This is a genomic window from Prosthecobacter dejongeii (assembly GCF_014203045.1).
Classification (GTDB): domain Bacteria; phylum Verrucomicrobiota; class Verrucomicrobiia; order Verrucomicrobiales; family Verrucomicrobiaceae; genus Prosthecobacter; species Prosthecobacter dejongeii.
Genome location: NZ_JACHIF010000001.1, coordinates 16,692 through 40,005 on the forward strand (window position 1 = coordinate 16,692; position 23,314 = coordinate 40,005).

The 23,314-nt window shown below is 59.3% G+C and carries 12 protein-coding genes; 9 read left to right on the top strand and 3 right to left on the bottom strand.

All coding sequences use genetic code 11. The features are described 5' to 3' along the window. The first annotated feature begins 111 nt into the window (after positions 1-111). The 5 genes from HNQ64_RS00065 to HNQ64_RS00085 all read left to right on the top strand — a co-directional run bounded on the left by HNQ64_RS00065 (position 112) and on the right by HNQ64_RS00085 (position 8,538). Positions 112-1,920: a vWA domain-containing protein gene (locus HNQ64_RS00065; protein WP_184204250.1), complete on the top strand. Its 1,809-nt coding sequence runs from the start codon at positions 112-114 to the stop codon at positions 1,918-1,920. Further along, the gene (locus HNQ64_RS00070; protein ID WP_184204251.1) at positions 1,920-4,631 is read left to right on the top strand and encodes a vWA domain-containing protein; all 2,712 of its coding nucleotides are present in this window, start codon (positions 1,920-1,922) and stop codon (positions 4,629-4,631) included. Before HNQ64_RS00065 ends, HNQ64_RS00070 begins: the two co-directional genes overlap by 1 nt. 453 nt (positions 4,632-5,084) lie before the next feature. Beyond that, positions 5,085-5,846: an SDR family oxidoreductase gene (locus tag HNQ64_RS00075; RefSeq protein ID WP_184204252.1), complete on the top strand. Its 762-nt coding sequence runs from the start codon at positions 5,085-5,087 to the stop codon at positions 5,844-5,846. Further along, entirely contained in the window at positions 5,843-7,375 is a 1,533-nt protein-coding gene (locus HNQ64_RS00080; protein WP_184204253.1) for an acyl CoA:acetate/3-ketoacid CoA transferase, read from the top strand. The genes HNQ64_RS00075 and HNQ64_RS00080 overlap by 4 nt, the downstream gene beginning before the upstream one ends. After that, entirely contained in the window at positions 7,372-8,538 is a 1,167-nt protein-coding gene (locus HNQ64_RS00085; RefSeq protein ID WP_184204254.1) for a thiolase family protein, read from the top strand. Before HNQ64_RS00080 ends, HNQ64_RS00085 begins: the two co-directional genes overlap by 4 nt. A gap of 327 nt (positions 8,539-8,865) precedes the next feature. On the opposite strand, the gene HNQ64_RS00090 is transcribed toward HNQ64_RS00085, so the two are convergent. From HNQ64_RS00090 to HNQ64_RS00100, 3 genes are all read right to left on the bottom strand, one after another. After that, positions 8,866-13,983, bottom strand: coding sequence for a DUF1549 domain-containing protein (locus tag HNQ64_RS00090; protein ID WP_184204255.1), 5,118 nt, complete (start codon positions 13,981-13,983; stop codon positions 8,866-8,868). Between the two features lie 578 nt (positions 13,984-14,561). Then, positions 14,562-15,038, bottom strand: a complete 477-nt coding sequence (locus HNQ64_RS00095; protein ID WP_184204256.1) for a hypothetical protein — start codon at positions 15,036-15,038, stop codon at positions 14,562-14,564. A gap of 105 nt (positions 15,039-15,143) precedes the next feature. After that, positions 15,144-15,587 (bottom strand): hypothetical protein, encoded by a 444-nt coding sequence (locus HNQ64_RS00100; RefSeq protein ID WP_184204257.1) that lies wholly within the window; start codon positions 15,585-15,587, stop codon positions 15,144-15,146. Positions 15,588-16,521: 934 nt separating this feature from the next. Between HNQ64_RS00100 and HNQ64_RS00105 the strand changes: the two genes are divergently transcribed. The 4 genes from HNQ64_RS00105 to HNQ64_RS00120 are packed head-to-tail and all read left to right on the top strand — an operon-like array spanning position 16,522 to position 23,291. Continuing rightward, positions 16,522-17,997: a Wadjet anti-phage system protein JetA family protein gene (locus HNQ64_RS00105; protein ID WP_184204258.1), complete on the top strand. Its 1,476-nt coding sequence runs from the start codon at positions 16,522-16,524 to the stop codon at positions 17,995-17,997. Next, positions 17,994-18,641 (top strand): DUF4194 domain-containing protein, encoded by a 648-nt coding sequence (locus HNQ64_RS00110; RefSeq protein ID WP_184204259.1) that lies wholly within the window; start codon positions 17,994-17,996, stop codon positions 18,639-18,641. The genes HNQ64_RS00105 and HNQ64_RS00110 overlap by 4 nt, the downstream gene beginning before the upstream one ends. A gap of 21 nt (positions 18,642-18,662) precedes the next feature. Further along, positions 18,663-22,031: an SbcC/MukB-like Walker B domain-containing protein gene (locus HNQ64_RS00115; RefSeq protein WP_184204260.1), complete on the top strand. Its 3,369-nt coding sequence runs from the start codon at positions 18,663-18,665 to the stop codon at positions 22,029-22,031. 21 nt (positions 22,032-22,052) lie between these two features. Further along, the gene (locus HNQ64_RS00120; protein ID WP_184204261.1) at positions 22,053-23,291 is read left to right on the top strand and encodes a Wadjet anti-phage system protein JetD domain-containing protein; all 1,239 of its coding nucleotides are present in this window, start codon (positions 22,053-22,055) and stop codon (positions 23,289-23,291) included. Positions 23,292-23,314 lie beyond the last annotated feature (23 nt).

Consider the following 23,314-nt stretch of genomic DNA (forward strand, 5'->3'; position numbering starts at 1 on the left):
AAAAGCCTCCGCTTTTTTATGCCCGCATCGTTTCCCTCTTAAACGACACACCTCACTTTCTTCGAGTGCTTGCTGGACGAATCCCCTGTCACTGTGGAGACTCCAGTCACCATGCCCTCGTTTACCTATCCCCTTGCTCTCTGGGCCTTGCTCGGGATCCCGGTGGTGCTGGCGATTCATTTTCTGCAAAGGCGCAGTCGTCGTGTCACGGTGACCACCCTCTTTCTCCTTCAGCAACTCCAGCGCGAATCTGAAAAGGGCAATCGCATCGAAAAACTGCGCTTTTCCGTTCCTCTCTGGCTGCAACTGCTGATGGTGCTGCTGCTCACCTGGATGCTGGCAGGACCTCAGTGGTTACGAAACGATGCCGTCCACCGCATCGCCCTGGTTCTGGATAGCTCCGCCTCCATGCAGGCCTTTCGCCCAGCGGCTGAAAAAGCGGTGAGTGAAACTCTAGCCACTCTAGTGCCAGCGGGAGCCCGTGCCGAGCTGACCCTGCTGAGCACGGATGTCACCGCCCCCAGTCTTTATTATGGCAACTCGGCCTCCGAACTGGTGGCCACCTTATCCCAATGGCAGCCCCGGCTAGGCACGCATGAGTTTACTCCCGCACTGCGCAGCGCGCGCAGTCTCACGGGGCCGCAAGGGGCGGTGCTACTGATCACGGATCACCCCCTTCCCACCGCACCCGCCTTTGGCGCCAAGGTGCTATCCATCGGCCAAGAAACCGCCAACGTCGGCTGGGCGGGCGTGACCCTGGAGACCCCCGAAAGCGGGCCCACTCTGTGGCGGGCGCTGGTGCGTAACTACAGCACCAGCCCACAAACGGGCGACTGGTGGGCCGAAACGGAAGGCCAGGCCTCCACCCCCATCTCCCTGACTCTCGCCCCTGGGGAAACACGCACGCTCAGCGCCCCCTTTCTAGAAGGCGCTCCCAGCCTGACACTGCACCTAACCAAAGATGCTTTCACCCTGGATGACCACCTGCCGCTGGTGCACTCACGGCCTAAGCTGCTGTCCCTGCATCTTCCCGTGGCCAAAGAGGAGGCCACGCGTGAGCTGGTGGACTTGTTTGGCCGCTTTGCCGATACGGTGATCCAAAAACAAGCCTCTCAAGCGGATGTGCAAGTCATCATGTGGCCACCGAGTCTCGCGCTGGAAGCCACCCAGCACGCCTGCCTTTTTTCCACGCCATCTAAGGTGGCCAATCCCCCAGCCCTACGGGGCATGATCGTGGCTGAGGTGCATCCGCTCACAGAGGGGCTGAACTGGCAATCCCTGCTAGCGCGTGAAGGCATGGTGATGCCGCGAGATTCGCGAGATCGCGTCCTGCTTTGGCAAGGGGAACGGCCGCTCATCAGCCTGCGTGAAACACCCGCAGGAGCACGGCAGCTCTTTTGTCATTTTGACCTCGCCAACAGCAATGCGCGGAAACTGCCTGCCATGGCCGTTTTACTGCACCGCTTTCTGGAGATGATCCGGCAGGAGAAGATCGCCCCAGAAACGACCAACTATGATCTGCGGCAGCGCCTCACGGTGGCGCACCAGCGAGGGGAAATGGCCGCGCCACTCATTCTCAAAACTTCGAATGGCCTAACGGAAAGTGTGGCCCCTCATCAAGCCCATCTGCTCCGGGCTCCTGCGATGCCGTGCCACTTTACCCTCACGCAAGGCGAAAGCCCTCTGCTCAATGCCGCAGCCCACTTTGCCGATACTCGCGAGGCTGACCTCAGCGCGGCCAAACCCTACGATGAGCGCGCTCAACTGGAGATGGAGCAAGTCGCCACCCTTCAGGAAAGTGATCCCCGCTGGCGCTTGTGGACCCTTGTTTTGCTAGCCGCCCTGCTCGGCAGTTGGTGGTGGGGGCGGGAAAAAGTCGCTGTTTCACCTGCATTCAAACCACATCTGAACCAAGTCTGATGATCCTGAGACACCCAGAATGGCTCGCCTTGATGCCCGTGATCTTACTGCTCGGGTGGTGGCTGCCCCGGCTAGGCCTGTGGCAGCCTTTGAGACTCTTTTTGTTAGGCCTCATCTCCCTCACGCTTGCCCAGCCGCAATGGCGCATGCTTGCGGATGGGGTGGACCTGTGGGTGCTGCTGGACAGTTCTTCCTCAGCCGAAAAACCCATGGCCAAAGGGCTACCGGAATGGGAAAAGCTGCTGGAGCAAAGCCGTGGCCCCAGTGACCGGCTGCACTACCTGAACTATGCGGAAGAGGTGATGCGGCGCGGCGCAGAAGGGGCAGAGCTGTACGACCGCCAACGCCAGGCCACGCGCACGGCCCTGGCCCTCACACAGTCCCTGGCTCATGTGCAAAAGGAAAGTCAGGGGAGGCCTGCCAGGCTGCTGCTTTTTAGCGATGGTTATTCGACGGAACCGCTGACGGGCATTGCTGAAAAGCTCAAGGCTCAAGGCATCGAACTGGACTATCATCTGGCCCGTGATCCTGAGCCCACGGACTACCGCATCTCTGCCCTGCGGCTGCCCGCCAAGGCCCAGTTGGGCGAGCCCTACCTCATCGAAATCGAAGTCCGTGGCACTCGCGATGGGCAGGTGCCGATCAAAATCTTACGCCAGGGCCGCGAGCTCAAATCCACAAATGTGGAAGTGCGCCTGGGCACAGGTTTGGTGCGGTTTACGGATCGCCTCGGTTACGCTGGGGTAGCCCATTATGAGGCCGCCATTCAGCCCACCGTGGATGCACATCCGGGCAACAATCGCCATGAGGCCATGATCGAAATTGCCGGAGGTCCGCGCGTGCTACTGCTCACTTCCTACACGGATGATCCTGTGGCGGCCACGCTGAGTCGCCAGGGTTTCACGGTGGAGTTGGTCACCTCTCTACGCGAGGTCAGAACCGGGCAGCTCGCGGGAGCGAAATGCGTGATCCTCAACAATGTCCCGGCCTTTGAACTCCCGGCAGATTTCCTCGCCGGACTGGATTTTTATGTGCGCGAACAAGGCGGCAGTCTGCTGATGGCCGGTGGGCAAAAGAGCTTTGCTGCAGGAGGTTACTTTGAGTCGGCCATTGATCCCCTGCTGCCTGTTTCCATGGAGCTGAAACAGGAGCACCGGAAACTCATGGTGGCCATGGGCATCGTCATGGATCGCAGCGGCTCCATGAGCATGACGGTGAAGAATGGTTTCACCAAAATGTCTCTGGCCGATGAAGGGGCCGCCAATGCCATCCGCTTCCTGGGGCCGCAGGATCTCCTGACGGTCTTCGCGGTGGACAGTGAGGCGCATACCATGGTACCGCTGCAGCCCGTGGGCCCCAATCGAGAAAAAATGGAAAGCGCTGTGCGCCGCATTGAGAGCACTGGAGGTGGCATCTTCGTGTACACAGGACTGAAGGCGGCCTGGGATCAGCTCAAGAAAGCCGCTGTGGGACAGCGCCACATCATTCTTTTTTCTGATGCTGCGGATTCGGAAGAACCAGGAGATTACAAGAACCTCATTGATGAAATCGTGGCCAATGGCGGCACCATCAGCGTCATCGCCCTGGGCACCCGTGCCGACACCGACGCGGCGTTTTTAGAAGACATCGCCACACGCGGGAAAGGACGCCTCTTTTTCACCGACAAGGCCGAGGAACTGCCCAGCATTTTCAGTCAAGAAACCGTGGCTGTGGCCCGCAGTGCCTTCATTCGCGATCCGGTCAAAACCTCCGCCACCCCGGGTTGGTTTGAAATCACCAGCCAACCGCTCGATTGGTTAGGCCAAGCCGATGGCTACAACCTGAGCTACCTGCGCGATTGGGCCAGCCAGGCTCTCATCACGCAGGATGAATACGCGGCCCCACTCGTCTCCTTTGGCCAGCGTGGCATCGGGCGCACTGCGGCGGTCAGTTTTCCCCTGGGCGGTGAGTTTTCCACGCAGATCCGTGCCTGGCCCAAGTATGGGGACTTTCTCCAAACGCTGACCCGCTGGCTCATGGGCGAGGCATTGCCACCGGGCATCGGCTTGAAGCATCGTCTGGAAGGCACCATGCTGACGCTGGACCTCCTGCATGATGAGACCTGGGCACCGCGTCTCATGGCCCAGGCTCCGCGCATCATGCTGGCCCACGGTGCCCGCGCAGATTCCACCCACGAAGTGGCTTGGGAAAGGCTCTCCCCAGGTCATTACCAAGCCCAGGTGGACTTGCCAGAAGGCGAGATGGTACGCGGCGCGGTGCAGGTAGGCAGCCAAGCGCTGGCCTTCGGTCCCGCCATCGTCGGCAGCAGCACGGAGTGGGCCTTCGATGAACGGCGCACGGAGGAACTGAAACAAGTCTCTCTGGCCAGTGGTGGGCGGGAGTTACTGGAGCTGGGCCAAGCCTGGCGCACCCCGCGTACGGAACGTTTTGTGGACCTTCGAAATAGCCTACTGGTCCTCATCTTGCTCCTCATGCTGGTGGAGGCGCTCATCACCCGCACGGGCTGGCATCTGCCGGAATGGGCCTTTGCAGGCTGGGCGAAAACCGTGCGAATGCCCCAGCGCAAGCCCAAGGTGAAACCCGCGCCACGAGTGGCTAAACCTGTCCCCACCGTGGCCCCCGTTTCACCGCCCCCTAACCCGCCACCCTCCATTCCTGAAGACAAGGAAGGACAACGCCAGAGCCGATTTGACCGAGCGAAGCGACGCTAGCCTTGAACGGCCTTTCGGCTTAGAAAGGCATGAGTTGATAGCCGGAGGGAAAGAGTACACTTTGGGGGTGCGGAGGGCCTTTCTCGCCTCCCTTCAGGAGGCCCCGCTGGCAGGGTGTGTTGTGATTTCGCCGGTCCGGGGGTTCTCGGCGGCTGCGCCACCTGCACCCCCGGCTAAGGGCTTTCGTCCCTCCGGGACGAGGGGAAAATGGACCTTGTTTTGCGCCCATTTTCGTCTTGGCGGGACGAAGGAGGCAGACCTCCTCTTGCCTCAGTACCTTTCGTCCTGGAGGGACGCGAGAAAGGTCGTTGTCTGTGAAAAACCCGCGCGACGATGGTGGGTATCTTCAACAGCCTTGCCCTCAAGAGGCTTTTTTGTCAGGCTGGGAAGGAACTGTCTAAACCTGGCGATTCATCCCGTATGAATTGCCCGGTCTTTTCCGACCTTTTTCCCATGAGTCATAGCATCGATCTTCAAGGCAAAGTCACCCTCATCACGGGGGCCTCTCAGGGCATCGGAGCCCAGATGGCCCGCACCTTTCATCAAGCCGGAGCCACGGTGATCCTGAATCACCCCGGGCTGGGCAACACGGCAGCCGATGCACAAAAGATCGCCGACGAACTCAATGCCCTGCGCGCGGGCAGTGCCGCTACGGTGGGAGCGAATGTGGCGGATCCACAGGCCGTGCAGGCGATGATGGAGCACATCAAGGAAACCCAAGATAGGCTGGATTTTCTCATCAACAATGCCGCCATTATCCGAGACCGTACCATTGCTAAAATGAGCCTGGAGGAATGGGAGGCCGTGATGGATGTGAACCTCTCAGGCGTGTTTCACTGCTGCAAATACGCGCTGGAAATCATGCGTGACCATGGGGCCATCGTCAGTCTGGGTAGCATCGCCGCCATTCAAGGGTTCTACGGACAGGCGAACTATGCAGCGGCTAAGGCAGGTGTGCAGGCGATGATGCGAGTGCTCAGCCGTGAAGCTGCCCGCCGCAACATCCGCGCGAATGCCATCGCCCCCGGCGTGGTGGATACGGCCATGGCGGCCACCATCCCTGAGAATGTGCGCACCGAGATGTTGAAGAACGTTCCGTTAGGCCGCTTTGGCACGCCCACGGAGATCGCCCAAGTGGCCCTCTTCCTGTGCTCGCCTCTGGCCTCCTACGTCACCGGTCAAACGCTGGAAGTGAACGGAGGCTGGCGCGGATGAGGGCAGCGGCAAGTTTCGTCAGTGCGGAGGAAGCCGTGGCTGCCATTCCCCATGGAGCTTGCGTTGCCGTGGGTGGTTTTGTCGGGGCTGGACATCCCGAGATGCTAACGGCGGCGCTGGAGCGGCGGTTTTTACAAACCGGCACGCCCTCGGACCTAACCTTGTACTACTGCGCTGGCCAAGGAGACCGTGGAGAGCGCGGGCTCAATCATCTCGCTCATCGGGGTTTGATTCAACGTGTCATCGGAGGCCACTGGAATCTCGCGCCCAAGCTTGGAGCGCTCGCATTGGCCAATGAAATCGAAGCCTACAATTTCCCTCAGGGCGTGCTGAGTGTGCTGCTGCGTGAGATCGCGGCCAAACGCCCTGGCCTCTTCACTCAGGTGGGGCTGAATACGTTCATTGACCCCGCTCAAAGTGGCGGCCGCATGAATGCCAGAACCACGGAGCCGCTGGTGGAGCGCGTGGAACTGGATGGCCAGATCTGGCTGCGCTACAAACCTGTGCCGGTCAGTGTGGGCCTCATCCGTGCCACCACGGCCGACAGACGTGGCAATCTAAGCATGGAACGCGAAGGCCTGGTAGGAGAGGTCCTGCCCATCGCCCAAGCGGCAAAAAATCATGGAGGCATCGTCATCGCCCAAGTCGAGCGAGTGGTGGACTACCTGCCCGATCCTAAGTCCGTGCGTGTTCCCGGCATCTTGGTGGACTACATCGTCACCAGTGAAGGTGTGCAGCATGATCAAACCTTTGGGGAGGTCTTCAAGGCTGACTTTGTCAATAGTTGCCAAGGCCACTTTGACCTGCCTGCGATGGCTTTTTCAGAGCGCAAGATCATCGGCTGGCGCACCCTGCAAGAGATCCAGCAGGGAGACATTGTGAACCTAGGCATCGGCCTACCCGAAAGTGTGGCCATGGTGGCCGCCGAGACGGGGCGGCTGCAAGAGTTCACCCTCACGGTGGAAAGTGGGCCGACAGGTGGTGTGCCCGCTTCCGGCCTCAGCTTTGGCTGCAGCCACTTTCCCGAAGCCATCATTGACCAGCCCTCCCAGTTTGATTTCTACGATGGTGGCGGTCTCGACATCGCCGTGCTGGGCGCGGTGGAAGTGGATGCGGAGGGCAGTGTGAATGTGGCCAGTTTTGCGGGCCGGTTTGCAGGCGTGGGCGGTTTTGTGAACATCGTCCAGAGTGCACGCCGGCTGGTATTTTGCCTGACGCTGCGGGCCGGAAATCTAGAGGTGCACGTGGATGCAGGCAGGCTGGTCATTGCCCAAGAAGGCCGCCATGCCAAATTCGTCCGCCACATCCAGCACGTGTGTTTCCACGGCCCCACCGCCCTGGCGCGCGGCCAGGAGGTCCTGTATGTGACAGAGCGCGCGGTGTTCAAACTCACGCGTCAGGGGTTGCAGCTCATCGAGCTGGCGCCCGGCATTGACCTCTCCACACAGGTGCTGGCGCAGATGGATTTCGCGCCTGTTTTTGAAACGATTTCACCCATGCCTGCGGGCAGCTTTTCTACCCACCCATGATTTACACATCCCCCGTTTACATCACCGACGCACGGCGCACTCCCATCGGTCGTTTGGGTGGCGGGCTGCGCAGTCTTTCGGCGACCGATCTGGCCCTACCTGTGGCCCAGGCCATGGTTCCCGAGGCACTGAAACCAGCCATCCAGCAAGTCATCCTAGGGCAGGTCCTGCCAGCGGGCTCGGGCATGAATGTGGCACGGCAGCTGGGGCTGAAACTGGGCCTCCCCCAGAGCACCCCTGCTTATGGCGTGAATATGGTCTGTGGATCCGGCATGAAAGCTGTGGCGCTAGGCGCAGATGCCATCGCCTCAGGGGAAGCATCCCTCGTCTTAGCAGGAGGTGTGGAATCCATGAGCCGAGCGCCCCACTATGCCACGGATCTGCGGCAGGGCTGTAAGCTGGGAAACAGCACGCTGGCAGACGCCATCCTCACCGATGGCCTAACCGATCCTGTGTTAAACATCGGCATGGGTGAAACGGCCGAACGCATCGTGGATGCCTGTGTGATTTCGCGCGAAGATCAGGACGCCTTTGCTCTGCGCAGCCAACAACTGGCTGCGGCCAATCGCGACGCTTTTCAACGTGAGATCGTCCCGCTCACGACTCGCGAAGGCACGGTGCAGCATGACGAACATCCCCGAGCCGATACCACCCTGGAAAAGTTAGCGTCACTGAAACCCGCGTTCCGCAAGGATGGCAGCGTCACTGCCGGCAATTCGTCGGGAGTGAATGATGGTGCGGCTTTGCTGCTGCTGGCCTCGAGTGAAGCGATCCGACAACATGGACTCACCGCACGCGCACGCATCGTGGCCTGCACCGCCGTGGGCTGTGACCCTGCGACCATGGGACTGGGGCCTGTCCATGCGATCCGCCGCCTGTGTGAAGAGACCGGCTGGGACCTGGCGGAAGTGGATGCCTTCGAGATCAATGAAGCTTTTGCTGCGCAGGCCCTCGCCTGTGCGCGCCAGCTTCACCTGGATCCCGCTAAGCTGAATCGCCGGGGTGGGGCCATCGCCCTCGGTCATCCCGTCGGTTGCAGCGGTGCACGCGTGCTCGTCACGCTTCTGCATCTCATGGAAGACCTGCAACTCCCCCGTGGCATCGCCTCCCTGTGCATAGGTGGAGGTATGGGGATCGCCATGGCGATTGAGTGGGAGGGATGAGCGGCGGCTTGTTTTTCCGATGGTGTGGGGAAGAACCCTGGCAGCAGGGCTTCGCGGACGAAGGCCTAACGTACAGTAGTCATCACTCTCCGAGTGATGCGTTCGCCCCCAGCGGATCGTCCGCTCCATCCTGTAGCTGCCTGCGCCAGCAGGTGGGGCTTGGGGAGCGAACGGAGGCCTCGGGGTGCCCGCACTCGCTAGGAAAGTGAGGCGAGTTAAAAACTCGCGCTCCGTTCTGTGGCCTTCGATGCGGGAGGAGTGGAGGGGCAAGCTGTGGGCTGTTCGTAAATCCGTCGGGTGGCCTTCGATGCGGGAGGAGTGGAACGACTAGTGGTTAAATAAGAACGCGGGGGAATTGATGAGGGCCCAGGCGAGGTCCTGTGCGGCGGTGAGTCGTTTGTTGCCCAGTTGTTTAGAGCTGAGGTCCGCATCACGGCGGAGCTGCACCAGTTTAGGATCTAGCGTGATGGGACTCTGGCTGCTCTGGTATTTGGCCTCCAGGGCAACCAGTTGCGTATCCACTGGCAAGGGGCGCTTGGCGGCAGCCAGGGACTTTTTCGTGGTCTGATAGTCGCGTGCTTGATCCAGGAAGTGAGCCACCAGCGCGGCTTTTTGCTCAGTGGTGCGTTTAGCCGCAGGGGTTTTGATGCCGTCTGCCACGGCCTTCGCCACGCCGAAACGGACCACGGGGCTGGAGGTCACCCACAGGCGGAAACGCCCCAGATTGTAGCGACCATTTTGGAAGGGCTGGCTCATCTGGATGATGAACTGCGAACCGCCTTTGAAGGCCACAGGATTGGCAAACTCAAAGGTCGCTTCATGGCGGAAGCCACCTTCAGGAGACACGGCCCAGCCCCGATCCCGATTGCCCTTTTTCAACGCTTCCGTAACTGCGAAGTTTGCCTGCTCAAAGTCTGCTTTGGGATTGCGTAGTTCTTGCGGAACACCGCCTTTGACACGCTGACCACCCGCCGGATTCAGTGCGGTGGCACTGACATTAAACTCGCTGAGCACAAAGTTACCATCTGGGGCGATGCCAGGCCCATTGTTAGGCAGGCGATCATCTGGCAGCGCTTCCAGCTTGATGGCCGTGACATTTTCCAGCGAGGTCTTGCCACTGAGTTGATAATTGCCAGCGGCTAAACGCCCTTCTGAAAAGGCGGTGGCGAAGACAGAGCCATCAGGCTGGACCTCCAGCTTCTCCACGCCGGCGGCACGGGTGACGGCGAGCTCCAGCGGCACCCATTCCGTCGAGAGATCGGCATACTGCTCCCAGCGTGGCTGCTGCATCGGCGCGGTATCAGCCGCTTTTTTCACGGCCTCTTCGGCTTTCTTGATCGCAGCCAGACGGGCTTCTGCCTTTTTCTTCACTTCGGGGGCCATTTTGACTTGGTAGTCTTCCAGTTCCTTCTTAGCAGCGGCAATCAGAGCCAGGCGCTCGGCTTCAGCCTTGGCGATCACAGGCTTTTGCTCGGCCTCTTTCGCCTGCCATTCAGCAGCGAGTTGTTTATGCTCCACATCCATGCCCGCCATGCTGGCCAGGGCTGCATTGATCTCCTTGCCTGTCGGTTTGCGATTGAGAATGCGCAGGAAGATTTCTTCCACCAGCTTGGCGTCGTCCTTCACTTCATTCGTGAGCTTGGCGATGGCGTTGTTCGGATCGCTGATGGCATCTCCCACCGTCGGGCCCGACATCAGGGCCATGACGGGGCCGAGATTCACCTCGTTGCTGCGCTCGCACTCGCACACGCTCTCACGCGCAGGTTTACCAAAGTTGGTTAGGAAGCCATCGGGCAACTGAGTTTGACCGTCAATGAGCTGGGCCGCCCGTGTGCCTTTGGGCACGCCGGGGATATTCGGCATAGAACCGGTCACGGCAAAGACGGAGTCAAACAGCACCTCTGCAGGCAGGCGGCGGGCCTTGGCATGGCTGTAGTTCACCTTGTCGTCCTCGTTCCATTTGTTGGTGGAGAGGCTGAGTTGATAGGTGCGGCTCTGGGTGATGATCTTCATCAGGTGACGCACATTGAAGCCACTCTGCACAAACTCATTCGTCAGGTATTGGAGGAGCTCAGGATTGCTAGGCGGGTTGCCTGCACGGATGTCGTCCAGGGGCTCGATGACGCCCGTGCCGGTGAGATAGCCCCAAATGCGATTGGTGTAGCTCATGGCGAAGTAGTCGTTTTCCGGGCTGGTCATCCAGGTCGCAAACTGCTCGCGGCGGCTGGTGGCGGTCTTGCTAACCAATTCCATGTCAAAAGGCACCTGCGGGGCCACGGGGGCATTTGTGCGGAGGTGATTCATCTCGCCCATGGTTTTGTCACCGACGATTTCATACAGAGGCTTGGCCCCTTCCACAGCGGTACCACCAATGGTCTTGCCAGCGCTTGCGGGATCGGTCTTCAGATCCACTTGGGCAAAGAAAGCGGCGGTCTGGTAGTATTGGTCCCAGGTCCATTTTTCAAAAGGATGGTCGTGGCACTTGTTGCAATTGAATCGAGTGGCCAGGAAAAGGTGCGTGGTGTTTTCCACCAGTTCTTCCGGGGTGCGCACTGTCTTGTAATAGGCAGCAGCGGGGTTGTCCTTGGTAGAACCCGTGGCCGTGATGATGCGGTAGGCCATCCGGTCGTAGGGGGTGTTATCCGCGACCTGTTGCTTGATCCAATCCCGCAAAATCTTGACACCTTCGTTGCCGAGGAATTTGCTGTTCACTTGCAACATGTCCGCCCATTTGTTCGACCAATGATCCACAAAGTCTGGATTGCCGATGAGCTTATCAATGACCTCATTGCGCTTCGTCCGGCTGTCTCGTGCATCTGCTACAAAGGCGCGCACTTCTTCCACCTTTGGAGGCAGGCCGGTGAGGTCAATGTGAATGCGGCGTAGGAAGTCTTCATCGCTGCACAGTCCGCTGGGTTCGATCTTCATGCGCTCCCACTTGCGGGTCACGAGTTCATCAATCTTGGTCCACTTCTCAGGCTCCTTCCAGGCGAAGCCGGTGCGGTCTCCCATGACGGTGACGGTGGTGGCAGCATAGGCCCCTTCAAAGCGGGCGAGGATGGCGGCCTCGCCACGGCGCAGACTGGTCACCAGGCCGGTTTTGTCTGCCTCCAGCACTTCCATGTTGCCGCTGTCCACAAAGGCTTCCGCGGTGACATCTTTGACATAACCATCCGCATAACGGGCGATGACGCGGATCTGCTGGCGGCTGCCGATGCGCTCCAGCACAGGGTTTTTGGGGAACACCTCGATGCTGGTCACCCGTGGGGTCTTGAGGTCGAGCTTAGCGCCCTGGCTGATCCATGCCTTCAGCGTTTCATAATACAGTTCACCAGGGACGGTCAATTGCCCGCCTTCATGGGGAACCGAACCACTGGCCTTCAGCAGCATCAGCGAATGATCTGGAGAGGCCACGTTGGCACGACGGCTGGCGAGTTCATCGGTAAAAGCGAGCACGTCATAAATGGGGTCATAACCGCGCAGGCTGAGCTTGAAGCCCGCCTTGCCATCCTTGGCCCCATGGCAGGTGCCCATGTTGCAACCGAGCTTGGAAGTGATGGGCATCACATCGCGCACGTAGTCCGGTTTCAGGGCTAGATTCATACCTGTCACCGTCACGGGCACAGTGGCGCTCTTGCCCATGAAGGCGATCTTCACCTCACCTTTGCCATCGCTGCCAGGGCGCAGCAGACCACGCTCATTGATGCTCGCCGCTTCACCGCCCAGGAAGGTCAGTTTGGCCATGCGGGTGACATCGGCCTTCGTGCCATTGCTTAGAGTCGCTGTGACCAAAAGCTGGGCGTATTCCATCGGCTTGCTGAGGCTGATGGTGGTGGGCTGCACCTCAATGGAGGCAACGGTGAGGCCGGGAACCAAGGTCTCCACTTTGTCATCCTTCACCGCTGTCGCACGCACGCTATCATCGGCGATGACCTCACTGGCCGCGATGGCTTTGTTTTCGACCAAAGGTACGCTAACAAACTCTTTGGCAATCTTACCCGTTGTGGATTCGATGAGACGGATGCGACCATCCTGGCCCGCAGCAGCCACGGTTTGGCCATCGGGACTGAAGCTGACGGTAAAGATGCCACCGGTGGGCATGGGCACACTGGCGATGAGCTTTACGTCTTTGACAATCCAGTCCTCAAGCGCCTTGCCAGCGCCACTGCGAGTTTCGACGATGGTCTTCACCTCGTCCGGCATCGTGCTGTCATAATCGGAGGTGTAGATATTCACCTGGCCCGTGCCTTCATGCGAGGCACCAGCGGCGATGCGTTTGCCATCGGGCGCGAAGTCCACGCCGAAGATGCGGCCCTGCATGAGGGGAAACTTGCGGATGAGGTTGGCATTGTCCCCGATGACTCGTTTGGTGATGCGCTCCATGCGGTAGATGGCCGGCATGCCATCGGTGCCGCCGATGAGGATTTCATTGCGCAAAGGATGGCGCACCAGGGCCTGCACACCGCCCTTGAGAGCACCCGGTGTGATGGAGGTGATATTGTCCACAAAACGCTGCGTTTCTACCTCGGTGAGTTTCACGCTCATGTCACGGCCGCAGGAGGCGATGAACTTGCCATCCGTGCTCCACACGGTGTCCAGCACCCAGTCACTGTGGCCACCCATGAAGAGGGTTTCTTTGCCCGTGGCGGCTTCAAAAGCGCGCAGGCCATTGTCCGCACAGCCCACAGCGATGAACTTGCCATCGGGCGACCAACTGGCACCGTAAAGGGTGTCGAAAGTCAGGGACTTGGACAGCTCCAGCTTCTTCTTCGCCACATCCCAGACCTGGATCTCCCCTTCGCGTGCCGGGCTGCCGCCAGTGACGAGGATCTTGCTGCCATCGGGCGACCAGGCCAGCTTTTGAATGCGCTCCGCCAGCCCAACCAAACGTGTAACAATGCCACTGCCATCGGCCTTATGAATGAGCACTTCATGGTAACCGGCCACTGCGAGCAGGGTGCCATCGGGCGAATACTCCATGGAGGTCACGGCTGGCGCGGTGACATACACGGGCGGGTGCTCCATGTCATAGTGCGCCATGGCAGAAGCGGGGGTATCATCTTTGGCCCCCTCGCTGACCCAGCGCTTGATGAGGGCGACCTGCGTTTCATGAAGAGGATCGCCCTTGGGTGGCATCTCCACCTTGCCTTCGGCATTGGGGGTGGAGACCTTTAGGAGGTTCGATTCCTCTGGCTTACCGGGGACGATGGCGTTGCCCTCTTCTCCACCTGCCAGCAGTTTGGCGAAGTCGGTCATCACGTAGTCGCCCTTGGCCTTCGCTGGCTGGTGGCAGCCCGTGCAGTTTGCCTGGAGGATGGGGCGGATGTGTTTGTAAAACGAGACCGGTTTGTTGGGATCAATGCTCTCCTCTTTCTTCGGCGGGGCAGCCTGGACGGCCAGCGCGAGAACAAACAGGCTGGAAAGAGAAAGCAGGAACGTCTTCATGGATGGTTGAAGGGGGGATTCTAACAAAGTGTAACGTATTGTAACGCCTCCTATCACGGGTCTCTTGCGTTAGCCAGTCCACTCAGGCGGGATCATCCATGCCTGTGGGTGGGAAGTGACACGGTTGCAGTAGTACAGTACTCCTCACTCTCCGAGTGAGGTTTTCCCGTCGAAGCTAGTGGGAATTGCCCAGCCCTTGTTCTGCCACTCGGCAGGATTCGATCACGTGACGGATGAGTCTTCCCCAAAGATCGCTGCGCATACAGCAGGATCAGCTAGAATCTTGCTTCCCACCTGAACCTCATCCTCCGTCCGGTCTGTCAACCAGATGGTAATTGGCCATCGGGCCTTGATTGGAACATCTGGATCACGAATATTGAGGTGCGTCACGCAAATCTGCGCAGTCGCTGAAAGGGCACTTCCGTCAGGTCGCACCATAGTCACCGGTTCCTCTCGTTCACTCCAACCGCGCGTACTCCAGCCGTCAGGCATCATTAGAGTGGGCGACAATACCAGCATACGAACTCCAGGCCTGCAAAAATCGAAGGTCTGCTCCACTGTCAGTAGTTCGCGCAGGTTCATTTCTCGCCACTTGGCTGTTTGAATCCGTCTGCCTTATTCGTTGGGGCTAAAAGATAGGTTTCTTGATGCTTCATTGATCTCACCTGAAACACCGCGCTGCCATCATCCTTGAGGGTGAGGATATTCTTCCAAGTGGGATGATCTGACCAGGCTCTGTAGGTCAGGACATTCGGCGTGACCTCCAGAACAGTCACTCCCTTGCTTCTGATCACGTCGCCGGTTGGGTCCGTCCATATCTGTTGGATCGCACCGCTTTCATGGCGTCGAAATTGGATCACCAACTCGGAAGGAAACTTGCCCTTAGGAGTCTCCTCCCCCAACGCTTCAAAATCCGCCTCGCCCTCCCGGAGAGTTCTGAAAAAATGCTTCTGCACATGCCATGTGCCCTGAAACTTCGCTTCGGGAACATCCATTGTGGTTTGGGCATGTCCAGAGCCCGAAGGCAGTGCCAAATACAGCACGCAGGCGATCATGCATTGTCGTAGGAGTCGGATCATTTTAAGGGAACGTCAAAGAACTGGTAACCCACAAGCGGGAGTGAGCCTTGAATGCGGGATTGAGGTTGGAATGCCAGGAAATCATCTCGACTCGGAGCCGGCACCCGATTGACCTGCACCACCTTGTTCGCCTGGTTTTGTTGCTTTGGCGATGACCTCCAACAGATCCTTCTTCAGGTCTGGATCCATCTTCGAAAGGTCATGATCGGGAAAGTGAAACACCTCGGTGCGATCCTCATCCAGCTCGGTCGTAAACTCGCCGGCCTCTCCAGCCGATTTTCGAATGACCTTAAAGTGGCGAAACAAAGCTGAAATGATCTCGCCGCCCTTGAAGTGACAAACCCACTGTCTGCCCTCAGCGAAATGCTCTACAAAGGCATCAATGCAGACGATCTTCCCCGCAACCGATGTCACCGCAATATTGCTCCCGCCACAGGCCTGCTCCCAATCTCTATTCTCCGTTTGTGGCTTTTCTGCGAAAGCGATGATGGACGAACCGAGCAATGCTAGAAGAATTAGTTTCATGTTGAGTCTTGGCTGGCGTTCACACGTCATTTACCGACAAATTCGCTGTCTTGTCAGCCACTTTATCTCCGACTCAAAGGTGGCTCCAAGCCGGACTCTTGAAGTCATGCGGTGGGTTTACCCGATCATCTGCGCGCCAAGCAGCCCACCAATGATTCCCTGCCCAAACAATACGGCCCCCATTCAAAATCTTGTTAATCCTGAAATCGTGTCAATCCTGTTAAAAAAACGGTGCCCTCTTCCCGCCCGTCGATAATTGACAGGGAAGAACCAAACAGCAGTTCCCAGACATCACCGAGGAAGAGGCCCGCCGCATCCTCGCCCAGCGCCTGGACCGCCAGCGCCGCCGGGAGGATCGCGGGCTGTTCGTGGCCGTGCCCCCGCAACAAGCGGCGGTGTCTTTGGGTGAAGGTCGGTAGTTCGGATCAAAAGGCTTGCCGGAGCCCCCGGTCTCCCTCCACCACCAGGCATGCCCAACTGGCCCTGGTCCACGACGTCCCCGCCCACTCAAAAAAATCCCCACTTGGCCCAAGTCCCCCTTTTGCCCCTTGCCCGCCCCCGCCTCTTCCCGCACCTTGCCCCACGTCCTAGAGCGCGCGCGTCTCGCGTGCCGTTTTCGGCGTCCCGCCGAAGACCGTTCTCACGCCCCGCCAGCCCCCAAAAGTCCCCAGGTGGGGAAATCCATCCCCATCAAATCCCCATCAAATCCCCATCCCAACCCACTCACCCTCAACCCCTTAGACCCAAAATCCCCCAATGGGGAAAAATCAAATTTCTCCCCAAAATCCTCCGTTCCCCTTTTCCGTGTCTTCCGCGTCTTCCGCCTGTCCCGCGACTGCGGCGATGGTTGACCAACCTCCCACCCCCCTAAAACACACCCCACCAACCGGACAAAAGTTGCAGTCCCGGTTTGTCCTGTCAGGATGGGCAGCCCATGCCAGCCGACCAACTCAGCCAGCGCCTGTTTGCCAGTGTTTCAGCGGACTTCTTTCGTCCGCTGGTGCGCCCCTCGGCCCCGGTGTATGTGGACGGGGCAGATCGCCTGATTCAGGAGGCTGGGGAAGCGGGTCGCCTGCCACAAACGGATGCCCTAGCCATCCTGCGTGAGGTGCTTTCCCAGAACCCCCAGGTGGCCCTCCAAGAAGACGAGGGTGGAGGCCTGCAAGACATCCGCGCGCGGGCTGGCAAGCTGTACAATCAACTGCTGCAAGTGCGCTGGATCGAGGAGCAAGCCGTGAGCCTCCATGAGCGCTGGGTGGTCATCTCCCCTTCCCTGCGCCCACTGATGCGCACCCTGCGCGACCTCGCCGAAAATGAGGTGGCGGAGCTGAAAAGCTTTGCTGATACCCTGCGCGGCGTCTGCACCTCTCTGGAGCAGCGGGATGTGCTGAACCCCTACATCGTCCCCGCCATGGAAATGCGTGGCACGATCCACGATCTCCTCCTGCGCATGGAAAGCGCCATCCTCCAGCTCCACGGGGTGGAGAAGCTGGTGCACAGCTTTGAGCGGCGGCAGCGGGAAACGGAGTCTGGCGCGGAGACGCTGCGCCTGTTTTACCACGACTTTCATGAAGGCCAGCACATGGTCTGTTACGATGTCCTGCGCGGTGGTGGCCTGCTGCCACGCCTGCAACGAGCCCGCAGCCGCGTGCGCGATGCAGCGGATGATCCCTTGGTGATCCAGCACCTCGCAGATGGCATCGCCGAATACCGCAACCTGGAGCCAAACGAAGCCTGGGAACTGGCCAACATCCAAATTCAGCGGCTGGAGCGCCAACTCGCCGGCCTGCGCCTGAGGGCAGAGGCGATTGATGCCCGCGTGGCCTCCTTTAACCGTCTGTCCGTGCAGCGGTACCGTTACCAGTCGGAGCTACGCGGTCGCCGCCCAGACATGATCAAACGCTACTGTGAGGCGATCAATACCGCCCATCGCGGCACCAAGTTCAATGACCTGCGGATCGAGCCGGACTTTGCCCTGGCCACGCCCGAGGTGGATTTCTTTTACGGCATCGCTTCCCTGGCCCGTCCACGGCGGTCCCGCTCACCTGTAGCACTGGAGCTGGGACAAACGCTTTCGGCTGAAGATGAGGCCGCCGATCTGGAGCGCCTGCGCCAGCGTCAAAAATTCGCTCTGACTCCGCACCGCGCTGCGCGACTGGTCGCCCGAATGATCCGGGAGCACGGCCCGGGCATCGCCACCGACGGTTTTACCCTGGAGACACCGGATGAGTTGCTGGACCTCATGGCCGCTGCGGCCTACACCCACGGCATGGATGCCACCAGTGGGGAAGAGCAGCGCTGGCACATCGTCAGCAGCAGCCGCGATCACAGCCTCGAACCTGAAAACATCCCTCGTGACGCCCAGGCTGGCTGGCGCGTCGAACGTTTTGCCTTTACCCGCCCCACATGAGTTCCCTCCCCTGGCCATCTTTCTGGGCTGACGTCCCTGAACGCGACCGCTCCCCCATCCGCGATGTTCTTGCGGACCTCCTCCGCTACGGCGTCATCCTGGGGGATGAAGGCAGCGGCCGCGATTCCTACCTTTTGGTTAGGGATCAATATCCAGACCACATTCGTGACTACCTTTCCCCCCTCGGTCTGGAGCTCATCATTGACCATGAGCCGCCGCTCATCCAGGCCCGCCCGGTGCCGGAGGAGTGCCAACTCCTGGCCGCCTTCACGAAGGATGAAACCCTCCTGGTCCTGGCCCTGTGGCGCATCTACGATGAATCCCGCAGTGAGCAGGCCAGCGAAACTGTCATCATCAGCGCCAATGACCTGTGGGTGAAATGGCGGGTGTTCTTTGAGCACATCGAGCCCCCAGGCATCACCGCGCTGGAGGAGCTGCTGTCCCGCCTGCGCCGCAAAAAGCTCATCCGCTTTCAGCGCGCGGAGGATAGCACCCGCCCTGGTGAGGCCATGATTGAAGTGCTGCCCAGCCTGTCTCGCAGCATCCCGTTTGACAGCATCGAAGCCTGGCTGGAACGCGCCAAGCTGTATGAGCCGGAACAGGCCGCCGCGGCCATCGTGCTCGAAGAGTCCCCTCAGCCTTAATTTTCCCCGAATCTCTCCCTCATGGATCGCCCTCAGCGCATCACTCTCAGCCGCATCATCGCCATCAACTGGTATGGCTTTCGCCGCATCATTGATGTCAACGGCCTCGCCCTGCTCTGTGGTGAAAACGGCACGGGCAAGTCCGCCCTACTGGACTTGGTGCAATTCGTTTTGTTAGGCAGCAAAGGCACCCGATTCAACCGCGCCGCAACAGGCGATGGCAAACGCCCCACGGGACGAGATCGTGATCTGCGCGGCTACTGCCTCTGCGATACGAATACCAAGACCAAAGATGGCCAGCCGCGCTACCTGCGCCCCAGTGGGGTGACCATCGCGGCCCTGGAATTTGAGTGGCCGCTGGAAGAAGGCGGCACCGAGCCCCGCCGCGAAACCTGGGGCGTGCGCGTAGAGTATGAAGGCCCCACTTCGGATGCCCGCTACGTCTGGTTTTACACTCCAGGGCGCTTGCATTGGGCGGATGTGATCCGCGAGCAGGACATCACCAAACCTGATCGCCAGGAAATGCTGGCCGAAGATGAATTTCGCGTGCGTGTGAAGCGTGATCTCCAGGGCGAACACTTTGGCCGTCTGGATACTTACCTGGATGAGATGGGAGCCCGTGAGCACCTGTTCTTTGATCGCACCCAGATGAACAAAACCCTGCCGGGAGCCATCGCTTTCCAGCCGGTGGAAAACTTTGAAAGTTTCATCCGCGAAAACATCCTGGAGCCCGGTCTGCCTGAGGTGAAGGAAGTGCGCCGCAGCCTGGATGCCCTGCGGGAGGCGGAGCGCCGTGTGGACACCCTGGGGGACCAACTCGGCTTTCTCCAGCGCATCCGCACGCACCACCTCAGCTTCAGCGAAGCCCGCCGTGAAGAGGCCCTCTTTGGCCACCTGCGCGCCGCCCTGGACCATGCGGAATCGGAAGAAAAGTTCCATCGGGCCGATAGTGACCTGAGGCTGCTGCGCGAGCGCCATGCAGAGGACAAAACCAACATGGCAGTGGCCGTCAAAGAGCGCGATGAGGCCAAGGCCCGTTATGATGAGGTGAAGCTCGTCGCCGGGCGTGATGACAGCCTGCGGAAGCTCAATGACCTGCGTCGCCAGCGGGCAGATCTGATGCCCCGCATCGAGCGCCTGCACCACGCCTCACGCACCGCGCATGAGATGCTGAATGAGCGCGCGCTGCACTGGGATGAATGGCTGCGCCACGGCCTGCGTGTCGGTTTGAATGCCAAGCTGGAGCGCGCCGAGCTTCTGCCCCAGCTCCGCAATGAAGAGGCCCATGTCGGCCTGGAGGCCCTGCCAGGGCTAGCCCGTGAGTATGACCGCATCAGCCGTCTAGGTGAAGACTGGCTGCGCCCGAAACTGGAAGAAGTGGAGGAGCTGGAAAAGGCCGAGGATGAACTGCAACGCCAGCTCGTGAGCCTAAGCGAAGGGCGCACCCAGGCCACCCCGCTGCTGGACGGTCTGCGCGCCCGGGGTAACAAGGCGGAACTCTTTGCCCGAGTGGTGGAGGTGAAGCCTGAGTTTGAAGCCTGGTGGCCGCTTTTGGAATCCGTACTGGGCGCCCACCGCCAGACCGTGCTGGTGGAAGATGACTGCTACCTTGCGGCCTGGGAACAATTTCAAAAGAACAGTGGCACCGAGCTGCTGGCCAATGCGGAAGAGCTGCGCGAGCTGAAGCCGAAAGCCGAAAAAGGCTCTCTGGCCGAAATGCTGGAGACCAAGCACCCCACAGCCCACCTCCTCATCAATCATTTGTTAGGCCAAATCATCGCCGTCAACAGCTCCACCAAGCTGAAGATGCATGAGCACGCCATCACGCAAGAAGGCTTGCTGAAACAACCCGGGGTGCGCCGCCATCTCAGCGCGGAGAAGGAACTGACCCTGGGTGAGGAAGGCCTGCGCCGCATGCGCAAGGAGCGTGAGGAAGGCCTGGAACGTGTGCGTGGCTTCATGAACGAATTCCGCCGTGAGGTGCATGCTGTGCGTAGCTGGCTGAAGCGCGGCCAAGAGTATCGCCTGGGCGAAGACTCCCCGAAAGCCTCCGCCATCGAGCTTTCCCAACTCCCCGGCCTGGAGGCCAACGAGCGCCAGTTGGAAGAAACCATCCAGCTCCTGGCCACGCCGGAACAGGACCGCCAACTCCAGGAAATGGACGAGCTGGAAATGCGCCTGCGCGGCCTGGAACAGCGCATCGGCAGCCTCAGCACCTCTGTCACCGCTTTTGTCGTGAATGAGCGGCAGATGCTGGAGCAACTGGACCTGTGCCGGGAAGAATTCCAAAGTGCCACCCTGTCCCTGCATGAGAGTCTGAACAGCCTGCCTCGCGGCCTGGCCCAAGATGAAATCGCGGCAGCGATGAAGGCAGCGCTGGAAGCCGGAGGCACCTGGCAAAAGCGCAAAGACCAGTCCGAGTATGGCCGTCAATACGCCCACGACCGTGCCGAGCGCACTCGCCGTGATCGCAATGATGAACGCCGCAAGCTGGCGGAGGCGCACCCTGAATATCGGCATGACTTCGATGCTGAAGAGGAGGACAACGCCCGCTACGATGCCCGCTGCAACGATCTCGAATCGCATCAACTCAGCCACTACCGCCAGATCGCCGAAGAGCGCCGCCGCGAGTGGGAAGAGCGCCTGCAGAGCCAGGTGCTGGATGTGCTGCGGGAAAAGATTGACGAAGCCACACGCACCATCAAGGAACTGAGCAAGATCCTCGATCAAGACATCGGCCGTTATCGTTACCGCATCTCGCAGATCCGCGACCGTGCTCAGTCTGCCATGTGGAATCTCATCGAGAACGGGCTCGAAGGCTTCAACCCCTCCGATGAACTCTTTGCTTCCTCGAAGCAGGAAGAAATCACCAAGGCCAAAGAAGAGCTCATGGCCGCGATTGATAACCCGGAGGATGCCAAAGCGCAGCGCCTGCTGGACTACCGCTTTTATCATCGTTATGACATGCTCATGATCCCCAGCGGTCATAGCGAAGAGGCCGCTATTTCCCTCCAGAACAACGCCCGTAAAATGAGTGGTGGGGAAAATCAGGCCCCCTTCTTTGTCTCCATGCTCGCCGCCTTCCACCGCGTCTATGACCTGGGGCGCAAGGACAGCCGACGGAACCTCGGATTGGTGGTCATGGACGAAGCCTTCTCCAAGCTCAGTGGTGATCGTATTGATGACTGCCTAGCCCTGGCCAGCAACTTCGGCCTCCAGCTCCTCCTCGCCTTCCCCATGGACCGCCTCGGCACCATGATTGACCACGCGGATACCGTCATCGAATGCCGCGTGGACCGCAAACGCGACGGCCAAGGCCGCGACATCCACATCGAAAACTGGGTGGTGCCGTGGAACAAAGACAAACTGCTGCAGGCGCTGGCGGGGTGATCTTTCTTTATTTTACTCACTATGCCACCAGCCTGGCTCCAGACTCTTTTCGAGAAATGGCGTGCCACGCGGGGGGACAGACTGGCTCCAGCCAAGAACCCGTTCTCCACTCCCTGGCCAGAACTTCTAGAGGAAGCGGGCCTCAAGAGGGTCGAGGATCAACGTGCGGCGCAGCGTGATTTGGAACAACTCCACAATCAAGGACGCCTCAAAAGCGTCACTCACGATTACCGTCTTTATTTGATTCAGAGGGTGCAAATTCCAATTGAGGCTGAACCATGGCTCCAAGAAACTTTTGGCCACCGACCAGCCAGTGATCGCCATGCGCAGTCACTACTCACGGTCAAAGAATTTGAAGCCAAGCATCATCCTCGATTCCCTGAACTTTGGCAGCAGTGGTGTGGTCGAATCTATAAAACATTCGGGCAAGGCCTCAATGTCCCACCCCTCATGTGGAAAGCTCCCGAAAAAATGCGGGATATGCTGGACCTGACTTTTCGATTTACCTCGGTTGCTTGGGCAGAGAATACACCCGTCCGCACCGCGAGTATCGCGCTAGGACTTGAAGGAGGAAGCAAAGAATTAGAGCCACGGAAAGCAAACCTCGAATCTTGTTTTAACTCTTTGTTCGGCAGACCTGTCACTTTAGAATCATGCGGCATTCAATTGACCGAGCCTAAAGTGGATGTCGCAGGGCAAATCACTCTGCATTCCTTTGATGAGAAGGACATCATCCATGCCCTGAAAGGAGTGGTCAGCCTGTCTCTAACGCCCGACATAGAACAGGCCACACGCATCTCCACCCCAGCCACTCGAGTCCTCTTGGTGGAAAACAAAAAGACAACGCTTCCCCAACTAGCTTTAAAAAATAAAGCGGGCGGCACCTTGCTTATCGGCTGCAGTTTCCCCAACAGTGCCGTCCTCCGCTTGCTTGAATTGCTGCCACCAGATCTTCCCGTTTATCACTTTGGTGACACAGATCCTGCGGGTTTCCTCATCCTGGCTAAACTACGCGAACAGACAGGACGCAACATTCAACCATTCCTCATGCAGCATCGGCGTGGATCGGCAGCCATTGCGTTGACCGAGTATGATCGTAAAATTTTGCCAGGGCTGCTTGAAAATCCTTGGTTAGAGGATGTCCGAGCTGAGCTGGAATCCATCGCTTTCAGTCAGGACAAAGGGCTTTATGAGCAGGAAAACCTGGGCCAGCCAGATCTCAACGAGTGGCCGTTTTACTCGGTAAGCGGCCTTGCATGACCTCGCACTCGGCTCTTCTGTCG